Genomic DNA, 18604 nt, shown 5'->3' with positions numbered 1-18604 from the left:
GAATAAACGCCGACGGTGGCTTGCGACCAGAAGCTCTGAGACAGGAGCCGTTGCTTAGGTGGTAGAGGCTAAAATATACATCCTGGCGCATGCTGATGCCTACCGGAAGCATTGAAGCTTGCTCAGCCAATGACAGCTTTCAGGAGCCGGTGAGGTCGCGCACTACGGCCGACTTGGGGGCGCTTTGCTGACCGGCGGCAAAGGGGCCGGTTGCCGACAGGCAGCTTTCAAGGGTGGAGATTGATCAGACCTAACCAGCGGGTATTATGAACGGCAGCGGTCCACCACGAACGAAATCGCGATGGCCAGCGATTTTTTCTCAGCGAGGTAGCGAAAGAAGCGCCTATGATCTCGGTGTAATAGTATGGCTAGTAAAAATTCAATTATCTCCGAGATTTTGATGGAGCTGCGAAAAGCGCAGGCCGCAACTTGGAAGCGGCCCTCAGCCGGTCGGGTCAAGAGGATCAGCTTTCCGCCCACCTTGTGGCTGGGCGATGGTCGCTCCATTCGGGTAACCGAAGCGCTGTTGGATGCGGTCTACGCCTACACAAGAATATGTTGGAACAACTCGCCCGTCTTGAAACCGCGATTCAAGATCAATGAATTGAACAAGCTTACAGCACAGTCCTTCGGCCTAGCGCTAGCCGAGGTCGATCTCGATATCAGCGATGCGCAATTGCACTCCGTCGTCAGCGAACGTGTCGAAGAACTACTTGCCGAACGGATCGCCGGCCATAACCGCCCTATCGATTTGACGTTGGGATGCTACCTCATCGAAGGCGATGAGCCTTATCCACTCCAAGTTGGACCAGTGATATTTGAAACCCGCGAAGCATGGCGGCAACGGATGTTCGCGGCAGGCAAGCTATCGCCAACGACGTCGCGCCGCCTTTATGCGCGTTGGAACGGCAAGCGACTACGGAAGCGCAAGCGTTCGTTCGATTCCGCTGCAGAAGATGACATTGTTGAGGCGGTCGGTAACTGTCCGGTGGTTTGCAGCGTCGCTACGGACGGACTCTCCGGCAAATACATCCAAGAGAAAGGTCTCCTGGCAGCACGTCTCGCCATGGCCGCCATCTCACTCATTTGGCATCGACCCTCGGAAGGCTTGGGGTGGATGAACCTGCTTTATGACCGGCGACGTAGCCATCGTCATACGGTGTTATTTGGCAGCGGTACGAATGTTGGCTCGAGTTCCGAAAGCACGGAACTGCCCTCAGGTCGCTATTCGGAACCCGAACTACTCGACAATTTGCATTCATATCGATGGCTGTTCGAGCAGATCGGGGAAGCGCTTTATGGCTACGTGCAGCCCAATCGGTCGGCAAAGCGCCCCAAGGTTATGAACGCGTTGTTCCTAAGCTTATGTTGGTATCACGAGGCCTGCCGTGAACCGCTGGATCAAATTGCTACCACGAAGTTCGCTGCCAGCATGGATGCGTTGACAGGCGGAAAGGAGCTGCCTGGTATACTTTCACTTGTTAGCGCGCGCCTTGGCCCCAAGCCAGACGACCCCTTGACGAAAGATGGCCGCAAAACGAAGAAGGTGATTGCCGAAATTTATAACGACGGGCGTAGCAAGCTTATTCACGGCGCAAGTGCTGACTTCGCTCACGACTGGACGAAAGTCCGAGCAAATGCAGAGGTGATCGGTCGATGGCTACTTACTTCGTCGTGTGATTGGCTGTCCAAAAACTCCACCGTCGATGATTTGAATCTACTCCGTGAAAAGTAGTCACTGCCGCAGATGCCCGCTGAAATCGCAGTCGCCATGTAGTCGACATTGGCTTCGACGGAACGGCGGCTTTCGGGTGTGCTGTGGCTTCAATGGAATGACTGACTTGAGGGCGCTTTGCTGACCGGCAGAGACGGGGCCGTGAGGAGAATGGCGGCTTTCGCACGCGACGTCATTGAAGCGGACGCTCTCAAAAAACAGGCACTCATTGACTTCGGGTCCAGAGCGGCCCACCATCCAAGGTCTGAATTGCTGCGGTGCAGCTCGCGATTACCGACATTGGCTTCATTTGCGGACTTGGAGTCATGCGAACCTAGTTGTGCGGACTGTTCTGCCCTTCAGTCCTGATAGAGGTCTTGCCGGAAATAGAGGTAAAGTGGCAGCGCGAGTGACAGACCAACAAGAACTCCTGCCTGAACGGCGAGCCACCAGTTGCGTGTTGATTGCCACTGATAGCTGACCCGGTGTGGCCTGATATTTCCATTGAGAATTGACCCATGTTCCAACCTTCCCTCGCGTGTTTTGAGCGGGGGCTATGGAGTGATTGACATGGCGTTATTGAGCGTGATCCGCGCTGGCATCTTAGAGAGCATCTATCGATCCGGGAGATTTGCCGCAGGACCGGCCTGGATGAGATCAGCAAGCGGTAAGATTAACACCACCTTGCCGCTCGAAGTGCAAAGCGACAGCATGACTTTCAGCAAAACAGGCGGCTGCGGATCGGCAGCAACGCGGCACCGAGCACGTTCGGGTCGGTCTCGATCTCGCTGATCAGAAGCTCCGGGCCGGGGAAGGGCAGGCCGAGATCGTCGACCGTGCGCGGGTTTGCGGCCTGGGCGAGGCGGCGGCGCAGGTCATGCGGCGCCTCGCCGCCGAAGACGATCGCCGCCGGGTCGAGAATGCCGGTGATCGCCCGCAGCATCTGGTCGAGCGCCGGTGTTACCCGTTCGATCCAGCGGTCGATGGTCGGCCAGGAAGGATCGTAACGCGTCTTCAACGCGCTGACGGAGCCAATTTCATGGCCGGCCTCGCGCAGCATCGCGATCAGGATGCGCAGCGCAGGGCGGCGTTCGGACTCCTCCTCCGTATAGATCGATGAAATCTCCGCGGCATTCATGTGGTAGCCGCCATAAGGCGCGCCGTTGACGACGATGCCGCCGCCAAAGCCCTGGTTGATCGACAGATAGGCGAAATTGTCGAACCGCCGTCCTGCGCCGACCCAGTTTTCGGCCTCCGCTCCAAGCGTCGCATTGTTTTCCGCCATGACGGGGAAGGCGAAGGCATTCTCGAAGATCGAGGCGACATCGCGGTCGCGCCAGGCGGCGATCTTGGGCGGCGGTACGAAGGCCGTGCCCGGTTTGCGCCGATAGCCCTGCATCGAGATGCCGACGCCCGCAATCCGTTCCGCCGGCAGCCCCAGCTGCGCGACGATGGCGGCCACTTCTGCCTCGGCGCCGAAGCGGACTCCCTCGGGGTCGTTCGGGTCGGCTTCCAGCGTCGTCAGGTGCATGAGATCGCCGACGAGGTTGGTAACCGCGAGGCGCACATCGTCGGTATCGATGGCAAGCCCGATGCCATAGGCACCATCCGGGGCAAGGGCGAGTTGCGGGCTCGGCTTGCCGCGGCCGGCGATCTTCGGCGCTTCGAGCCGCAGCAGGCCGCGCTCCAGCAGGTCTTCGGCAAGCCGGTGGACGCTCTGCTGCGACAGCGGCGTCGCCTCGGTCAGTTCGGAGCGGGCGACCGAACCCTTGCGGCGGATGGCGTCGAGCACCAGAGCGCCGCTGCGTCCGATCTGGAACAGCGCTTCGGCATCCTGCTGCCATCTGTTGTGCACGCTTGCCGTCATTCTCGCGTCCGTCTCCCGTGTCATTCCGAACCCTGTTTTTGATCACGAACGGAAAACAAAATCCATTGTCACATTAATTTTACTTAAGATGAGTAATAAAGCCTCACGTCAACAGAGGCAAGCTAATGACAGGCATTTCCGCCGACAGAGTCGTCATGCATTTCGACCAGTTCACAGCTGTCAACGACGTCAGTTTCGCGGTCGAACAGGGCGAATTCGTCACGCTTCTCGGTCCCTCCGGCTGTGGCAAGACCACGCTCTTGAAGATGATTTCCGGGTTCCTGACGCCGTCAGCGGGGCGGATCATCCTCGGTGGCAGGGATGTCACCCGGGTGCCGCCGGAAGCCCGCGACACCGCCCTCTGCTTCCAGTCCTACGCTCTGTTTCCGCATTTGAGCGTGCGCGAAAATCTCGAATTCGGTCTGAAGCAGAAGAAGGTGCCGCGCGCCGAACGGCTGGCCCGGCTCGGCGAGGTCGCCGAAAAGCTCGGGCTCGAACCGCAGCTCGACAAGCTGCCGAACCAGCTTTCGGGCGGCCAGCAGCAGCGCGTCTCGCTCGGCCGTGCGCTGGTGATGCGGCCGGGCGTGATCCTGTTCGACGAACCGCTTTCCAATCTCGACGCCAAGCTGCGCGATCAGGTCCGCGTCGAAATCCGCCGCATCCAGCAGGAATTCGGACTGACGGCGATCTATGTCACCCATGACCAGGCCGAGGCGCTGGCGCTCTCCGACCGGATTTTCGTGATGAATGCCGGACGGGTGGAGCAGGCCGATACGCCGGAAGTGCTGTACCGCCGGCCGAAAACCCGTTTCGTGGCCGACTTCATCGGCGGCGCCAACGTGCTCGAGGGCAAGGCGGATGGCGCCCGCCAGGTTCGCACCGCCATCGGCCCGCTACCCCTTCCAGAACATGCCGATGTCGGCAACGGTCCCGTCGATATAGCCTTCCGGCCGGAAGCCGTGAAGCTGCTTTCAGCGAGCGAGGAGGGCGCGCTCTCGGCACGGGTCGTCAACCGCGCCTTCCAGGGTCATTTCACCGATCTGATGGTCGAGACCGGCGGCGTCACCTATCGCATCCAGGCGCGCGAGACGACGCTGAAGGAAGGCGATACCGCCCATTTCCGCGTCGCGGCCGAGGATGTCGTGGTGCTGGGTGACGGCCGATGACCGCGCGGCGCTGGCTCACCGTCATCCTGCTTTTAACGCCGGGACTCGGGCTGATCCTCGCCCTGATCGGCACGGTGGTCTATATCGCCGTCGCCCAGTCGTTCGGCTATTTCAGTTTCGGCGCGGAAAGCCAGTTCTCGTTCGAATACTGGGGCGCGGTGTTCGGGCGGAAGCTCTTTGCCCGCTCGGTTCACTACTCCCTCTATATCGGCATTGTAAGCGCGGTGCTGTCCGTCGCGCTCGCCTATCCGCTGGCGATCTGGCTCAGAAAGCCCTTTCCCGGCTCGATGACGATCGGCGCGATGCTGAAGGCGCCGCTTCTAGTGCACGGGCTGGTGGCCGCCTTCCTCTTCCTGAACATCATCGCCTATCAGGGCCTGCTCAATCAGTTCATGCAATGGATCGGCATCTGGGAGGCGCCGCGCCGGCTGCAGAACGACCGCAACGGCATTTCCGTGCTGATCCTGCAGGTCTGGAAGAACATGCCATTCGCGCTCCTGCTTCTGACCGGTGCGGTGCAGGGCATCTCCGACGACGTGCTCGATGCCGCCCGCGATCTCGGCGCCGGCGCCTGGTCGCGCTTCCGCAAGGTCATCGCGCCGCTTTCGGTCTCAGCCATGCAAGCCGCGCTGGTGATCATCTTCATCGGCGCGCTCGCCGACTTCAGCTTCCAGACCACCGTCGGGCCGACCAATGTCCAGTCTCTGGCGCAGTTGATGGTGTTCTTCAAGGGCCGGGGCGACTGGCATTCCGCCGCCGTCGTCGGCGTGTCGCTGATGGCGCTGGCGCTGATCGGCTCCACCGTGCTGGCCGTTGCCGCGCGGTTCATCATGCGGGGGCGGGTGAAATGAGCAGCAAGCCGCTGAACACGGTGCTGATCACGCTCCTGTCGATCGGCTTTGCGATCTGGCTGGTGATACCCTTCGCCATGGCGGTTCTGTGGTCGCTGGTCGATCCGTCCGCGCCGTGGACGGCCGATCAACTGCTGCCGCCCGCCATGTCGTTCTTCCGCTGGCGCGACATGTGGGCGCATTCGGGGCTGAAGCAGGCGCTTCTGACCTCCTATTCGCTGGCACCGCTTGCAGCGATCCTGTGCATCGCGCTGGCGTTGCCGACATCGCTGGCGCTCGGGCGCATCCGCTTTCCCGGCCGCGAGGTGGCCAAGATGCTGTGCCTCCTGCCGCTGGTCGTGCCGGGCTTCGTCACCTCGATCTTCTTCTCGGCGCTGCTGTTCGCGCTCGGGCTTCAGAATTTCCGCTTCGGCGCGATCGTCTTCGCCCATGCGGTGCTGTTTCTGCCCTATGCGATCCGGATCATGACGGTGAGCTTCGAGCAGGTCCGCCAGGACCACATCGACGCCGCCCGCGATCTCGGCGCCAGCCCCTGGGCGCGGTTCACCGCCGCCTATCTGCCGGCATTGCGTCCCGGCATCTTCGCCACGCTCCTGATCGTCTTCATCCAGTCGATCGAGGAATTCGCCATCGCCTATATCGTCGGATCGCCGGAAATCGTGACGATCCCGACGCTTCTTTACGCAGCGCTCGGCCAGGACTTCGTCCGACCCAATGCCGCCGTGCTGTCCCTCATCCTCGTCGTTCCCAATGTCCTGTTGATGCTGATCCTCGAGAAGCTTCTGAAGTCGGCCAATCCGACGCTTTCATCGGGCAAGGGATGACGTGGCCAACGCCGATGCCAAACCCAACGGAGACATCCGATATGTTCAAGACACTGATGCTTACGACCGCCGCGCTCGCCCTTGGCGCCAGCGCAGCCCTCGCCCAGGACCTTTCCTCGATGAGCTGGGACGACGTCGTCGCCCAGGCCAAAAAAGAGGGCGAGCTTAACTGGTATGTCTGGTACTTCCAGGACGATTTCCGCCGTGTCGTCGAGGTTTTCGAGGATGAATACGGCATCAAGGTCAATATCCCGGCCGGCGGCACAGCCCCGGGCAATGCCGACAAGCTGCTCGCCGCTTCGGGCAGCGAGACCGGCGATATCGACGCCTTTTCCTGGGGCTATGGCGACATGGCGACGCTCGATCTCGCCAGGATGTTCCAGCCGCTGACCATGCTTCCGGAAGACGAGGGCCGCATCAACACCGTCAACAATATCGACGGCGGCGACTATGTGCTCGCCTATTGGGGCAACCAGACTGGCATCGCCTACGATCCGGCCAAGGTCGATGAAAACGCCCTGCCCCAGACGCCGGACGATTTCGCCGCCTTCTGGCAGGCCCATCCGGGTGAGTTCGGCTTCAACTATGAAAATGGCGGTTCCGGCCCGTCCTATTATTCCAACATGCTGCGCGTTCTCACCGATGCCGATTTCGACGATGGCGAAGTGACCGATGCACGGATCGCGGCGCTGCAGCCGGGCTTCGATTTCTTCAACGAATATGCCGATGACTATGTCATCACCACCTCGAACGCCGACAGCATCATCCGCATTTCCGACGGCGAACTCGCCATGGCGCCGGCCTGGGAAGACCATCTTTCGAGCCTGCAGAACAGCGGCGAAGTGCGTAAGGACATCAAGCTCTACATCCCGGAAATGGGCATGAACGGCGGCGGCAACGGCGTTGCCATTCCGGCCAATGCGCCGCATCCGGCGGCCGCGGCCGTGTTCATCGACTGGCTGACCTCGCCCGAAACCCAGACGATGTTCAACGTGACCTTCGGCACGGCGCCGATGAACACCAATGCCGATGACAGCCACGCCCTGGTGCCGAACAGCCAGCGCCAGTATTCGGTGTCCGCCGCCGCCCAGCCCTATCGTGGCGCCCTCGAGGAAGCCTTCGTCGACAACGTCATCCTTGAGCGCTGATTGCCTCTCCTTAAAATGGTTTCGCCCGGCCTCACCCGCCGGGCGGCCGCAACAAAAACAACAAAAGGCTCGCCACAATGGCTTCCAGACAGTTTGATCCCGACCGCACCAAACCGCCCGCCGATTTCTGGCTGTCACGCCTGATAGCCGACGGACAGAAAAAACCGTTGCCGCCCAGCATTAAACCGAAGGGCGAAGGCGGCAAGTTCACCACCGAAGGCGCGGTCGAGCCCTATCCGGGCAATACCTTCATCTGCCATATCGACAAGGCATCGCCGGAATTCGCCGTGCTCTGCGATCTTCAGGACCGTCTGAAGGCGCTGCCGGCCGCCGGCTATTTCACCTTCCTGCCGCAGTCGAGCCTGCATATGACCGTGTTCTGCGGCGTTTCCGGTGTACCGCTTTTCACCGACGGCTGGCCGCAGGGACTGCCCCGCGACCTGCCGCTTGCCACCGTCAATACCCGCTTTGCAGAGGCGATCGCACCAATCCGCGGCTTTGACGGCGTCACCGTGCGTGCCGATCATCTGAAGGCCGGCTATTCGATCCATGCCGAACCGGCCGACAGCGAAAGCTTCGACGCGCTCTGGCGCATGCGCGATCTCTTGCGCGATGCGACCGGGCTGGTGCGCGACGACCACGACAGCTATCAGTTCCACATCTCCTTTGCCTATCGCATCAGGCGCATGCCGCGAGAAATGGCCGACGATCATATCCGGCGTGTCGCGTCACTATTCGACGATGTGCGCGGCAAACTTCAGGCCATCCGTCTCGGCCCGGTCGAATTCTGCACGTTTGAAACCATGCATCACTTCGAACTGTCTGCATTTCTCCACCCCGAAGGGCTCATGCAGGCTTGAAAGGCGGGTGTGAAAGGGAGAGAGGCAATTGGTCCGACTACCCACCATGCGCCGTGCCTAACGGGCCTTGCGCGGGAATAACCTTGCGGAACTCGACGGAAAGATCATGAAAAATCATCCCGCGACGCGGATCAGCTTCGCCAGTTCGGTGGTACCAGTGACGACCAGCGAGAATTCCAGCCCCAACACCGCCGCCAATGGTGACGAACAACATCAAGGTCTTGAAGGTATATGAACCATCGACCCCGTTGTTTAGAAGCTGTAGCGGCATTGGTTTTCTAGTTTGGGCAACAAGTTGCACTCCGGAATGCCCGGTATGGGGCCGACTGCTGACTGGCAGGTTTGGATTCACCAATTAGCGAAGCGGACGTTCGGGCTTGAGAGGAACATAGTCGCTTTCGGCCCATAGAGGACGGTCAAGATCGTCTAAGTTGCTGCAATCGCATAGCACATTCCGGACATCTGCTTCACGCCCCAAACAACACATGAAACCGGCCGCAGACAAGATTTGGCGTCTCTGTTGATCGTCAATAATTAGTCACGCATACCCCTCGTCTGCAAGAACTTGTTGCTTGCTCACGGATGACGCATGATCGAAGTTGCGACCGCCCAATGGCGTCCCTCGATGGAAAGCTATTATACCAACGGCCCTATCAACTGACCGTTCTTGCGTATTGGCGGTCTGCGATTGATCGGATTCGTTCGGGGTCGTTTGCGAAGAAGTTCCAGGCTTCGCAGCAACGTGTGACGATGTCACGGTAGCTCTGGAAGACGCTTATAGCGAGGCAGTTGGAGCGCAGATAAGCCCAGATATTCTCGACCGGGTTCAGTTCGGGAGCGTAGGGCGGCAGGATTACGATTGTGATGTTTTCGGGCACGCATAGTGCTGCGGAACTGTGCCAGCCGGCGCCGTCCATGACGATGACGGCATGCGCGTCCTGTGCGACGACCTTCGAGATCTCGGCAAGGTGTGCGTTCATCGCATCGGTATTGGCGTAGGGCATGACCAGCGCCGCAGACTTGGCGCGGCTCGGGCAAACGGCTCCGAAGATGTAAGCCCATTTATAGCGTGTATCGCGCGGTGCACCGGGGCGGGTTCCGCGTTCGGCCCAGATGCGGGTCAGCGTTGCCTGCTGACCGATCCGGGCTTCGTCCTGGAACCAGACTTCCAGAGTTTTGCCGCGTGCGGCATCGGGCAGAGCGGCGGCTACCGTGGCGGAAAAGTTTTTTTGAACGTCTCCTGCGCCGCAGGGTCGGATTTCGGATGGCGCGGTCGGACCGAGAGCCGCCGGAAGCCGCGTGAAGCCAGTTGCTTGCCGACCGTCCGCTCATGCATGACGACGCCGAAGCAGTCCTCGATCTTGCGCTGCAGGTCGATACGCCGCCAGCGCACGACGCCATCCACTTCAGGATCAGGCCCCTCGCGGACCATTCTCGCCAGTTCGGCTTTCTGCTCGGCTCCCAGCCGTGACCTCCGGCCGGTCGAGCGCCGGTTTGACAGGCCGTCCAATCCTTCTTCGTTGTAACGATGAATCCAGTCGCGAAGGGTCTGGCGATCCATATCGCAGATCTCCGCCGCCGACCGGCGGTCCACGCCTTCCATGACCAGTGCGATCGCAAGCATGCGCCGCGACGCCTTCGCATCGCAACGCCTCGCCGCTGCCGCGCGAAGCGACGCTGGCGAATGCTCCACCCGGGTAATCTCCACTGCCATCAAAACCTCCATGTTTCGACGCCAGTGAATCAGGTCCTCAGCCTGAAGGAAACCCACACGGAGTCAGAATTTAAGGCCGTTAGTATTAGAATTCCGAAAGGGCTCTTCGGTGTAACTTGGCCTTGCAAAGCCAACAGCTCACGATGATACTACGAAAGCTGCACGATTAGAGTATTTAGTAGATGCAAAAGGACGAACAGAACTTTGCACCGACGGTCGAACCCCAATCCGCGAGCTGGCGATGTGCTGAGAGATCACGCAGCCGATCTTCTGGCTACGAAATATGGCGAAGCCAAGAGGGAATTCCGATCGGATGGGAAAAAGGTAGATGTTTATTTTGAATACAAGGACCTTGGCAGGACTCATAGAATTTTCCTTGAAGCGAAAGATTACGACGAGCCACTGGGCAGAAGCGAGGTCGTCCACATTAAGACAGACTATGATGACCTACTAAGACGAAATGCTCCCTCGATACTTCTTATCGTAACTCGCGCAGGGTTAACCTCCGATGCCCAGGCATTTATTGAGGTTGAGAGCGATAATACACGTCATCAAACAATATGGGATATAGAAACCGGCCTCATTGAGCTGGAGACCTATCTTCGCCACTTAATCGACACGTATCAAACATCGGGCCTCTCCAATTACTATGTAGAGAATGGATTTTCAGTCCGAGCCCCCTTGGCCAAAGAGCATGAGGCTCATGTTCTCGAAACGAAGAAAATGTTTGCTCAGGGTCAAAGTTGCTTCTCGGCCCTTAACAATTGGATTGCAGTTGATAATGAAAATGCTCCTGTTGCTGTATTGGGAGGATATGGCACGGGAAAGACGAGTTTGGCGACAAAGTTGGCAGCACATCTGGCGGAAGGTTCATTATCGAACCCACATGCACGTCAGCCAATCGTCCTAAAACTTGGGCAGATATCCCAGTATGCGAATATCGAAGGTTTAATCGCTAGCCATTTTACCAAGACCTTTCCAATTAGAAATTTCAACTTTCATAACTTTATCTCCCTGAATGCAAAGGGGAGGTTCGTCGTTATTCTCGACGGATTCGACGAGATGAAGCATTCAATGACCTGGGCTGACTTCAAATCGCAGGTCAAAAGCCTTTTGTTGCTTCAAGGGGAGAAGTCCAAAGTCGTCCTCTTAGAGTCTGTTCAAGAAAGCGGATATCGAGCGAGCCGCCTTGTCATGAGCTTGATCATAGCGGTCTGAATGAAGGCGAGGCTTGTTGCTGAGAACCGCTCGAAATCCTTTGCCAAACGGCGGTTTATCCCGAGCCACGCCAATGTTCGTTCGACAATCCAGCGCTTCGGCAGAACCTGAAAACCTGCTTGACTGCGCTTGACGATCTCCATCGGTCTCGGGCTTGCCTCTTCGACCCTTTGGCCTTGATAGCCGCCATCACCGCAGATTTTTTCGATGAAGGGAAAACGATTGGCGATTTTGTTGAACACGAACGCTGCTCCGTCACGATCCTGAATGTCTGCCGAGTGAACCTCGGCCTTTAGAAGCATACCGAGCGTGTCGACCAGGATGTGCCGTTTGCGGCCCTTGACCTTTTTGCCGGCATCATAGCCGACATCACGGCGGGCATCCGGGCCAGTCTTCACCGACTGGCTGTCAATGATGGCAAACGACGGCTGTTCCTCACGCCCCTCCAATCGCCGGGTCCGGCAATAGAGCGCGTCATGAATACGTCGCCATGTCCCGTCCCGGCAGAACCGTTTGAAATAGTGATGGACTGTGCTCTTCGGCGGAAAGTCGTGAGGCAGCAAAGCCCATTGGCAACCCGATTGCAGCAGGTAGAAAATGGCGTTTATCACGGCGCGAAGCGAAGTCCTGCGCCTGCGGCCGCGCGACGGCTGAGATGGCATAAAAGGCGCGATCATGCTCCATTCCCGATCCGTCAGGTCACTTGCGTAGCGCAGGCGGCTTCTGTCATGGTGACGCCGGGTGAAGGGTGTCCAGGCCATTCGATATCTCCGTATTTGTCGCAAAATACAAAGAATCTGATTGCCGCCCTTCACTCAACCCCGCGACGTCATCGCCATTCTTGGACAGACACTTACAGTGATCGGAATAAACGATTTGCGCTTATAGCGCTTGGGATGGCGCTATTCGCGATTGTTTTTTCATCTTGGTTTAGCCAGCCAGCGATCGATGAAGAACGCCGCGAGTCACACTCCACCAAAAAGACCAACCAAGATCGGTATGTAAATAAACCTGTATCCAGCGAAGGTCAATTTGATCCTTGGAGAGACAGTTACGCCCAGTGGGCAATGGCGATTGTTTCTGTAGCTGCCACAGGATTTAGTATATGGGCTGTCTTTCTTGTAAAAGACACTCTTGTCGAGACTAGAAAATCGGTTAGAGCGGCTAATGATGCAGTTGCCGAAACCCGTCGATTTGGAGAAGTCCAAGAACGTCCGTGGCTCACCCTTCAATTTAAGATTGATGGTGATATCGCACGAAACGAACGTGAGTGGTCGACGAGCATCATTACTACAGTGAAAAACATAGGAAAGACTACGGCGCTTGACGTGACTGTTGATGCGAAGCTCGTTTTCTGGCCTATTTTTCCTGACATCCAAAATATATCCATTCAAACGTTCGGATATGAGTACCAAAAAGATAAGGATTTTCCAATTCCGGGGCCGATGCACATTTTCCCCAATGAAACTGAATCTATTCAGAGAGGGGTTCGCATCCAGATAGATGAAGTTGAAAACAAGAAATGGCCTAGACCCATACCCCTCAATCATTTTGCGATCTTTGTATGTGTGAGCTATCGCACCGTACTTGACCAGGAAGACACGCCCAAAAAACTCACGGTTATTGGAAGGGACATTTACAAATTCCGCGACGGTAGCGATCTTTTTATCGATCTCTTCCGAGGCGAACAGGACACTGTTGCCATGGAGAGACTCATTCTCAGGCCTCCGATTGGCAAAAGCGCTATCATCACCTGAGTAGAACGACATGATTGCTGCCGCGAACCGCTGTTTGCTGTCTTTCATCATTCCTATCCGCTTGGTGCGCTTGCTACATAAGGTCGCGAATCCACCATCTGCAGTCCCGCGGCAATGTGTTCAGACCGCCACCACATCACGTGCATTCAGGGTGCATGGGCAGCCGGCAGCTATTGGGAGTTTCGCAAAGCGGCTTGAATGGCCGAAATGGGGCCGCGTGCCGGTAAGAGACTGGCGGGTATTGGCCACAGCAATTAGCGAAGCAGACATTCGCATTTAATAGGCGCAAAGTCGCTTTAGGCCCATACCCGACGGTCAGCCATCATGAGACAAATGTCGGCCCCGCGTCCGTTTTGCTTGTTCAAACTGACCAAGCAAGCTACCAATTTCTAAGCCACGCAATTTCGCCGTGGGCGAGTAATCCAACGGAACAAGTCAAAGGCTAGAATTAGGGAATTGCATAGAAAGTAATTGATGGCAAAGAAACCAGTGGCCCAAAAGAAAAAGAAAAAAGAACTGCTTGCGACAGGAGGTGGAAATGCCACCGCGTCAGGAGTAAGCTTTCAGGCATCGGTTGCGGCTTACTTCGCCTCGCACGGTCTGGCAGAAGTTCCAATGGACGCTCGCCTCGGTTTGGGAGCCGCAAAACCGATTGGGTTTCGTTTTGAAACCGAGGCGCCAGTTGATGACATCCTGATCTCTTTGGATACGGGCGGCTGGGCGTTTGTCCAGGCAAAGAATAGCCTGACAAATTCGAAAGCTCTGACCAGCGAACTCGGAAAAACTTGTGACGAATTCGTGCGCCTCTTGGAGGCAACCTTGACGAAATCAGGCTCACATGGTTGGGACCGCCCGCTTGACGTCGGTATCGACGCTATGGTGATCGCGGTTGGGCCCACCACCTCAGGAACAATAAAAAATCACTTGGCTCGGGCCCTCGATAACCTGAGGGACGGATCGACCGCGACGCTCTCTAGAAGTCAAGAAAACGCACTCAACAGCTTCCGTGACCGAGTGGGCAAGGCGCTCGCCGCGCGCGGCGGCGCAGTAGCGGGCGCCGATCCCAATGCGATCCTGAAGTTTGTCCACATACTGGATTTCGACTTCGGTGGGCCGCATCGCACGACCGCCGAGACAGTCCTCGCCAATGCGTTGACCAATCGTTTATCGGCGCCCGCCAGCCTCGCCGTTCTTGAAAGGGAATGCGGGCGGCGGATGGCCGCGCGCAACGGTATCAGCCTTGCGGGATTGCGCTCCGAACTAGCCAGAGACGGCGTTCCGATAAGCGCCCCTCCCAACTATCTATCGGACATCGCTGCGCTCATGGATCGAACGTCTCGAGTTGCAGACGTGCTACGGGACTTCGAACGCACGCAGGTGTCCGGCACAGACGTCACGATTTCGCGTGCATGCACGGCTGCCTGTGTCACTGCAGCAAAGGAAGGATCGCTTGTTGTGGCTGGCGATCCAGGAGCGGGTAAAAGCGCCGTCGTCAATGAGACCGCGCGGCAGCTTGGTGCCGAAGGAAGCGATGTGTTGCTACTCGCCGTGGACCGGTTGCAAGTAGAGTCGGTCGAGGGATTGTCGGCTGCGCTGGGTATTTCCCATCCATTCGCCGACGTACTCGCAAACTGGCCCGGCTCGGGGCCCGCTTATCTGATCTTGGACGCTTTGGACGCCTGCCGGTTCGGCAGAAGCGAAGCGCTCTTTCGGAACGTGATGCAGGAGGTGCTTGAGCTCGACGAAGGGCGATGGCGCATCGTCGCATCGATCAGGACGTTCGATCTCATGGTGGGGCAGGAGTTCGGGCGACTATTCCGAGGAGTGCCTCCCAGCCCTGAATTTACGGACCTGCGGTTCCAGGCCACGCGGCACATCAGAGTGCCTGAATGGTCCAACACGGAATTTGAGGAACTCCTGACGAAAATACCGCCTCTGCGTGTTGCCATCGACAATGGCGGACCGAAGCTCGCGGAGCTTGCCCGAGTGCCATTCAACACGCGTCTCCTCGCCGACCTACTGGCGGCGGGCGTCGCGCCGGAGCAACTGCGAAACCTCGGATCGCAGGTCCAGCTGCTCGAGATGTACTGGAACGAGCGTGTGAGACCACTCGGCATCCCGGCGGAGCAGTGTCTAGCCAATACCGTTAAGGCCATGATCGATCGAGGCCGAATGGAGGCGACAAGGATCGCGGCCGGCGCGGGCACCGGAAACGCTCTTGATCAGTTGCTGCAGCGAGGCGTGCTCATTTCGGTGAATGGAGACCGCGAAGTGGCGTTTCGCCATCACATTCTATTCGACTATGTCGCAAGCCGGACGGTTGTCGATCTCGAAGCCGCCGCGAAGACCGACGAGCTGCTGAAACGAAGCGGCGCGAGCTTGCTTCTCGCTCCGGCCCTATCCTTCGCACTCCAAAATCTGTGGGAGACCTCAGGACCGGGACGCGATCGTTTCTGGCGGGCGGTTGTCGACCTTGCGAGTGATGCCACAGCCGATCCGATCGCCCGAAGTGTTGCTGCCCGCGTCGGTTGCGATCTGCCCTTGGACGCTGATGATACCGCAGGCTTCGTCAGGATGATGGCGCTACCAACCAAGAGCGAAACGGCGCTCTGCGCCTTCCGGCATATTGTCGGTGCGCTGTCCGTTCGATTGGAAGACGAAGTGGGTGTGCCTCCAGCGCCATGGTGCTCGATTGCCGAGTCCGCAGTGCCGTTTGTCGCCGAGATCGCGTGGCCGTTGCGGACATTGATCCACAACCTGATCGACCGTGTCACCGATCCCGATCTGCGCCGACAGGTAGGCGTCGCGGCAAGGGCGGTCATGGACTACGCCTTTGAGGCTCGCGGCGGCGAGATGTTAATGCCGCTGGCCATCGGGTTTGTCGCAAAGACGTTTGGTACCGACCCGGCTGCGTCGCGGCAGTTGGTCGAGCGGCTTCTTGAGCCCGGTCGCATGAAAGAGCATGCGGCGAACGACATGCATTGGCTGGCGAACGATGTGGGCAACATTGCGGCCCACGATACCGATCTTGTTGTTCAGATTTACGATCGTGTCTTTGCGCACACGATCGAGGAAGATGCTCCCACCAATCTCGGCAACAGCAAGATTTTGGCTCTCACGAGCAACCGCCGTCAGGACTTCGAGATGTCGCAATGGGCGCTGAAGGAAGCGTTGCCTGCCTTTGCAGAAAAGCATCCTTTGGCAGCCGCCGAAGTGGCTATTAAAGTATCCCGAAGCCACATCCGAAATGAACATGAATTGAGCGAGCCCGTCGAAACGCTGACGATGACAATCGGCAATCAGGTCGGACGCATCATCCAAGACTATAGTTATATCTGGGCGGCCAAGCATCAAGCCGAGTACTCCGACGATGCGGTGCAGGTCATCGACGGCTTCGTCGAGATGCTGAAGAGTGCTTCTGACACCTATTCCACCGCAGTTGCGGATCGGCTGATCGCCGAGAACGAACATGGCTGGCTTTGGAATAGACTGTTGATGGTTGCGAATGCGCGCGGAGGCGCGATGGCCGCAAAGCTCTGGCCTTGGGCCGCTCAGATCGAGCTGCTCCGCTCGGTCGATACGATGAAACCGGCCATCGACCTCTTGGCCTCCCAATATAGCCAGCGCTCATCGGCCGAGAGGCAGGAGGTCGAAGAGAAGGTAAGTGCCGCAACGTTCCCAGCGTCAAGTAAGCCCACGGATGCCGCATTGTTTTTCAGACGGAAGGTCTTCGGCGCCATCGGTAGGGACGCACTCAAAACACAAGCCGCGAAGGACGTCATCGACGAAGCCATTGCGACCGGCAAGGTCGTCACCAATGACGAGGGGCAAGGCTCCTATGATCCCGGGCTAATCGAGCGAGAGGAATACGGCTGGTTGAGCGACAAGGGGGTCGATGTCGCGGTGGAGCCCAACGCATCAATCCTCGCTGCCGTCACTGTATGCGAAGACACCGTCTCGAAGGAGGCTCCCGATACGGAAGTGAGATTGACCACCGTCCGGACGTTGCGCGACCTGCTGATCAGCGGGGGCACCGCAGCGCATTCGTTGGTTGCCGCCTACGGCTGGGAGAATGTTGCTTGGACGATCGAGCGGATGACTGTGGACTGGGCAGTGGTTAGCGGGCTGACGGTCTCCCAGCGGGCCGAGATAGAAGATTTGCTCAAGTCCATGAATCCGGCTCTGGCTAGCCTCTCGACGCAATATGAAGACATGATGAAACGAGCGCGGGAAAACACCGCCGGAGCGATAATGAATATCGTTCGGAGCGCACCGGAAGCTGTGAAACGCTTCGCCGACGAAATTCGTGCGTTCTCCGCTGATAAATCAACAGACGTTCGCAATGAGATCTCTGGGCGGATCGGCCATCTCTGGAACGCCGACAGAACGCTCCTTTGGGACTTGGCGGATGGTTTCACTGAAAGAGAGACAAACCCGCGCGTTCTGGTCCAATTCGTGAACTTTCTCATACGCGCATCCAACGTCGAACCCGAGCGTATCGGCGCGCTTACACAAAAGGTTATGCAGAGGGACAATGTCGAGAAGAGCGAGGGGCGAGACGTTCTTCATGAAGGCATCGGAACTTTGGTCTTTCACCTTTGGACGCGTCACGCTCAAACCGCGGCCCGCGAGACCATTGATCGCTGGCTGGCGGATCGCTTCACGTTCAAAGCTGAACTGCAACATGGCGCCTTTTCGATAAGGGAAGGTTTGGTCGTCGGTTACGACAACGACGACACGTTGGATCAGGAAACGCGTACCCGGTGCCAAGAGCTAGCTTTTGAGATTATCGACCAATCAGCCCGAGGCCTTGAAAAATTCATCGTCCTCGATGATGCTGACCGATCAGACGCCCGCAGTGCCGAAGCTACCGGAGACGCAGCACTACTGGAGAAGATGTCCGATCAATTCTTCTTTGCAGTCGGCGCTCCTGAGATCCGAAAGGGCAAGGAGCCTCGCGCGTTGGGAGAGTTCAACTACCGGAAGCGCTACCTTGCAGACAACGAAAGGACCTTTCGGCGGGTCGGCGATGCCGGAACACCTAAGACCATCCATTACATGCTTCAGCTTCTGGATTTCCTTGCGCCCGGAGATCCGGCTATGGTCTTCGACCTGACGTCCCACGCGCTGCTGCAGGCGGGCAAATTGCACGGCTATCAATTTGAATCGTTAGGCGCTGATCAGTTCGTGAAAATGATCGGACGGACGATCGCTGACCATCGCGAAATCTTCGACGATCCGCCCCGTCGACTCGCCTTGGTTGAGGTCTTGGAAGCCTTTGTCAATGCCGGATGGCCAGCCGCCCGACGCTTGCTCTACCGTCTTCCAGAAGCGCTTCGTTAGAGACTGCCCACCGGGGCGCGACTCTGTTTGAGCGCCCGCTGTTCGGTTTCAAGCGTCAGGTACAGCCAGGGTGGTTCAGTCCCTAAACCAGCCATTCGGCCACGCTGCGGCGAATGGCCACTCTCCGCCCTATATAAACCTT

General features: G+C 58.0%; 14 protein-coding genes. 10 read left to right on the top strand and 4 right to left on the bottom strand.

Annotation, left to right across the window (positions count from 1 at the left end):
* The first annotated feature begins 364 nt into the window (after positions 1–364).
* Positions 365–1735 (top strand): hypothetical protein, encoded by a 1371-nt coding sequence (locus ACHZCU_RS14600; RefSeq protein ID WP_319519340.1) that lies wholly within the window; start codon positions 365–367, stop codon positions 1733–1735.
* Between the two features lie 338 nt (positions 1736–2073).
* Here the strand turns inward: ACHZCU_RS14600 and ACHZCU_RS14595 are convergent, their stop codons facing one another.
* Both ACHZCU_RS14595 and ACHZCU_RS14590 read right to left on the bottom strand, forming a co-directional pair.
* The gene (locus tag ACHZCU_RS14595; RefSeq protein WP_106300966.1) at positions 2074–2241 is read right to left on the bottom strand and encodes a DUF2834 domain-containing protein; all 168 of its coding nucleotides are present in this window, start codon (positions 2239–2241) and stop codon (positions 2074–2076) included.
* A gap of 191 nt (positions 2242–2432) precedes the next feature.
* Entirely contained in the window at positions 2433–3581 is a 1149-nt protein-coding gene (locus ACHZCU_RS14590) for an ROK family protein (RefSeq protein WP_181190623.1), read from the bottom strand.
* 125 nt (positions 3582–3706) lie between these two features.
* On the opposite strand from ACHZCU_RS14590, the gene ACHZCU_RS14585 reads away from it, so the two are divergent.
* The 6 genes from ACHZCU_RS14585 to ACHZCU_RS14560 all read left to right on the top strand — a co-directional run bounded on the left by ACHZCU_RS14585 (position 3707) and on the right by ACHZCU_RS14560 (position 8665).
* A complete protein-coding gene (locus ACHZCU_RS14585) occupies positions 3707–4747 on the top strand; it encodes an ABC transporter ATP-binding protein (RefSeq protein ID WP_319519339.1) in 1041 nt (346 codons plus the stop codon).
* Entirely contained in the window at positions 4744–5598 is an 855-nt protein-coding gene (locus tag ACHZCU_RS14580) for an ABC transporter permease (RefSeq protein WP_106300975.1), read from the top strand. The genes ACHZCU_RS14585 and ACHZCU_RS14580 overlap by 4 nt, the downstream gene beginning before the upstream one ends.
* A complete protein-coding gene (locus ACHZCU_RS14575; protein ID WP_106300978.1) occupies positions 5595–6422 on the top strand; it encodes an ABC transporter permease in 828 nt (275 codons plus the stop codon). The genes ACHZCU_RS14580 and ACHZCU_RS14575 overlap by 4 nt, the downstream gene beginning before the upstream one ends.
* A gap of 41 nt (positions 6423–6463) precedes the next feature.
* Positions 6464–7570, top strand: coding sequence for an extracellular solute-binding protein (locus ACHZCU_RS14570; RefSeq protein WP_319519338.1), 1107 nt, complete (start codon positions 6464–6466; stop codon positions 7568–7570).
* 77 nt (positions 7571–7647) lie between these two features.
* Positions 7648–8430, top strand: coding sequence for a DUF1868 domain-containing protein (locus tag ACHZCU_RS14565; protein WP_106300984.1), 783 nt, complete (start codon positions 7648–7650; stop codon positions 8428–8430).
* A 106-nt stretch (positions 8431–8536) separates the two neighbouring features.
* Positions 8537–8665 carry a hypothetical protein gene (locus tag ACHZCU_RS14560; protein ID WP_319519337.1) on the top strand — a complete coding sequence of 43 codons (129 nt, stop codon included), beginning with the start codon at positions 8537–8539 and terminating at the stop codon, positions 8663–8665.
* A 418-nt stretch (positions 8666–9083) separates the two neighbouring features.
* Here ACHZCU_RS14560 and ACHZCU_RS14555 read toward each other — a convergent pair.
* A protein-coding gene (locus ACHZCU_RS14555) for an IS630 family transposase (RefSeq protein WP_319519802.1) occupies positions 9084–10147 on the bottom strand; the annotation gives its coding sequence in 2 pieces (ribosomal slippage) (positions 9084–9664 and positions 9664–10147; 1065 coding nt in all).
* A 240-nt stretch (positions 10148–10387) separates the two neighbouring features.
* Between ACHZCU_RS14555 and ACHZCU_RS14550 the strand changes: the two genes are divergently transcribed.
* Positions 10388–11362 carry an NACHT domain-containing protein gene (locus ACHZCU_RS14550; RefSeq protein ID WP_319519336.1) on the top strand — a complete coding sequence of 325 codons (975 nt, stop codon included), beginning with the start codon at positions 10388–10390 and terminating at the stop codon, positions 11360–11362.
* Here ACHZCU_RS14550 and ACHZCU_RS14545 read toward each other — a convergent pair.
* Positions 11305–12123 (bottom strand): IS5 family transposase, encoded by an 819-nt coding sequence (locus ACHZCU_RS14545; RefSeq protein ID WP_319519719.1) that lies wholly within the window; start codon positions 12121–12123, stop codon positions 11305–11307. The genes ACHZCU_RS14550 and ACHZCU_RS14545 overlap by 58 nt on opposite strands.
* 135 nt (positions 12124–12258) lie before the next feature.
* On the opposite strand from ACHZCU_RS14545, the gene ACHZCU_RS14540 reads away from it, so the two are divergent.
* Positions 12259–13119, top strand: coding sequence for a hypothetical protein (locus tag ACHZCU_RS14540; RefSeq protein ID WP_319519335.1), 861 nt, complete (start codon positions 12259–12261; stop codon positions 13117–13119).
* A gap of 474 nt (positions 13120–13593) precedes the next feature.
* Positions 13594–18462 (top strand): hypothetical protein, encoded by a 4869-nt coding sequence (locus ACHZCU_RS14535; protein WP_319519334.1) that lies wholly within the window; start codon positions 13594–13596, stop codon positions 18460–18462.
* Positions 18463–18604: the final 142 nt, after the last annotated feature.

This window comes from uncultured Martelella sp. (assembly GCF_963677965.2).
Taxonomy (GTDB): Bacteria; Pseudomonadota; Alphaproteobacteria; order Rhizobiales; family Rhizobiaceae; genus Martelella; species Martelella mangrovi.
This window is presented reverse-complemented; position numbering and strand designations above follow the sequence as displayed.

Excerpts from the sequence above, each read along its gene's own strand:
- ACHZCU_RS14565 (WP_106300984.1), top strand. The coding sequence starts at position 7,648 with ATGGCTTCCAGACAGTTTGATCCCGACCGCACCAAACCGCCCGCCGAT.
- ACHZCU_RS14535 (WP_319519334.1), top strand. The coding sequence starts at position 13,594 with ATGGCAAAGAAACCAGTGGCCCAAAAGAAAAAGAAAAAAGAACTGCTT.
- ACHZCU_RS14560 (WP_319519337.1), top strand. The coding sequence starts at position 8,537 with ATGAAAAATCATCCCGCGACGCGGATCAGCTTCGCCAGTTCGGTGGTA.
- ACHZCU_RS14585 (WP_319519339.1), top strand. The coding sequence starts at position 3,707 with ATGACAGGCATTTCCGCCGACAGAGTCGTCATGCATTTCGACCAGTTC.
- ACHZCU_RS14575 (WP_106300978.1), top strand. The coding sequence starts at position 5,595 with ATGAGCAGCAAGCCGCTGAACACGGTGCTGATCACGCTCCTGTCGATC.
- ACHZCU_RS14590 (WP_181190623.1), bottom strand. The coding sequence starts at position 3,581 with ATGACGGCAAGCGTGCACAACAGATGGCAGCAGGATGCCGAAGCGCTG.
- ACHZCU_RS14580 (WP_106300975.1), top strand. The coding sequence starts at position 4,744 with ATGACCGCGCGGCGCTGGCTCACCGTCATCCTGCTTTTAACGCCGGGA.
- ACHZCU_RS14545 (WP_319519719.1), bottom strand. The coding sequence starts at position 12,123 with ATGGCCTGGACACCCTTCACCCGGCGTCACCATGACAGAAGCCGCCTG.
- ACHZCU_RS14570 (WP_319519338.1), top strand. The coding sequence starts at position 6,464 with ATGTTCAAGACACTGATGCTTACGACCGCCGCGCTCGCCCTTGGCGCC.
- ACHZCU_RS14600 (WP_319519340.1), top strand. The coding sequence starts at position 365 with ATGGCTAGTAAAAATTCAATTATCTCCGAGATTTTGATGGAGCTGCGA.
- ACHZCU_RS14540 (WP_319519335.1), top strand. The coding sequence starts at position 12,259 with ATGGCGCTATTCGCGATTGTTTTTTCATCTTGGTTTAGCCAGCCAGCG.